Source organism: Gammaproteobacteria bacterium, from assembly GCA_016199745.1.
Classification (GTDB): Bacteria; Pseudomonadota; Gammaproteobacteria; order Acidiferrobacterales; family Sulfurifustaceae; genus JACQFZ01.
Genome location: JACQFZ010000059.1, coordinates 1 through 1,951, shown reverse-complemented (window position 1 = coordinate 1,951; position 1,951 = coordinate 1). Strand labels below are relative to the sequence as shown.

At 57.7% G+C, this 1,951-nt stretch carries 1 pseudogene; it reads left to right on the top strand.

Annotated elements, in window-relative coordinates:
• Positions 1–449 precede the first annotated feature (449 nt).
• A pseudogene (locus tag HY308_16345) lies at positions 450–1,669 on the top strand (tyrosine-type recombinase/integrase).
• Positions 1,670–1,951: the final 282 nt, after the last annotated feature.

Here is a 1,951-nt window from a genome sequence, read left to right as displayed (position 1 = left end):
TGGTTCTGCAGCAGAATCGATGCAACGATTCCTGACGTTTCTCACCCCCTTGACGGTCCGGCAATGATGACGTTATGCAAGGACCGCGCATGACCCGCAGAGGATGCCGATAGCCAAACTTTATGCGGGTTCGTAAGCGTGCGTCCCAGTAGCGATGCCGCCGGCGTCGCGTCATTGGGAGCGCTTCTTGAATGGTATAACCGATTCCGTTAAACGCGATCGTTGGGCGCGCTTGCGCTTCTCGATCATTGGGCCGTTACTCGCCGCGCCACCGGGACCCAAGGCGCTGCAGGCCGCATTGCAACTGCTCGCCGTATCATTATGTGGCGCTCGGAAATATGTGGCGTCCGGTCGCAGGAGCCTTGCAATCAGCCAATGCTGCTCGTAGTTACGCCACATAAATTCCGGCTCATGATGATCGTCCATCCCTTTGTAAATGGAGGTCGATCATGTTCGAAATTCTGTTCAAATACCCAGCAGTCGTTGCGCGCTATCGCGCTGCGCCCCATGCCGATTCTCGTGAGCGATTCCTCGGGAATTGTGCCGATCAAGGCTATTCCCATGCGATGCTGTGCAAGATCGCCTGGGTCCTGCTGGCGGTCGCGCCTGGCATCGACATCGATTCCGGCGAAGTGTCCGTGCAAGACATCGAATTGGCAGTGGACCAGCGGACACGAATCAGCCGACGATTAGGATCGTTGGATAGCTTTCACGGGGCCCGCCGGATGTTCATTCACATCGTCACCGAATGGGTACAAAGCGTGGGTTGCGTTGTGCGCATTCCCGAGATTGAACGTCGTTTTACGGAGCAACTCGACGCTTATAGCCGCTACTTGCGTGACGAGCGCGGCCTGTCGCCGGTCACAATTTCAACGCGCCATGATCATCTGACAGTTTTTTTGAACGATTGCCATCGGCCCGAGATTCAATCCACACAATCACGATTGCCGATGTCGACTCATTCATCGAGGATAAGGGCCGTCATGGTTGGACGCGCGCATCGTTGTGTACGCTGGCGAGTCGCTTGCGCAGCTTCTTTCGCTACGCGGGGTCGCAGGACTGGTGTCTTTCCGGACTCGCCGTTGTCATCGAATCGCCAAGGATCTACGCCATGGAGGGCGTTCCCCAAGGACCACCATGGGAAGACGTTCAGCGCTTGCTTGCCAATGCCGGCGGTGACCGGCACGTCGATATTCGCGACCGTGCCATCCTGATGCTACTTTCGGTGTATGGACTGCGGCGCGGTGAAGTCGCCGCGCTTCGCTTGGATGATATTGATTGGACAAGCGAACGTATTCTCGTTACCCGCCCCAAGCAGCGTTGCAAGCAGTCCTATCCCTTGCTCGTCGAGGTCGGCGATGCCATCTTGCGTTATTTGCGCGAAGCGCGGCCAAGCTGTTCGCATCGGATGCTGTTTCTGACGATTGCCGCACCCGTGCGGCCGTTGTCCGCCACAAGCATCACTGCAATCGCCCATGCGCGTCTGACTTCGCTTGGCACCACATTGCCGTCGCGCGGCGCGCATTGCCTGCGTCATGCCTGTGCCGGCCATCTTCTCGACTCGGGATTCACACTGAAGCAAATCGGAGATCATCTCGGTCATCGCAGCGCCAATTCCACCTTGCACTACACCAAGGTCGACCTGCCTGGATTGCGGCTGGTCTGCCAGGACGTCTGCGAGGGGAATGTCCCCGACTGCTTTGCAAAAGGCTTTGAGAATAGCGTCCACAGCACGGGCTCGCATTTGCTGCAATCCGGCGTCGATATCAATACCATCCGCGCGTGGCTGGGTCATGTCTCATTGAACACGACCAATATCTATGCCGAGACCGACCTTGCGACGAAGGCACGCGCACTGGCTACCTGCGCGCCACCATCTGAGAAGAAACCTGCGAAGCGATGGCGCAACCAGCCGGAGCTGATGGCCTTTCTGCACGGGCTATAGGCGATA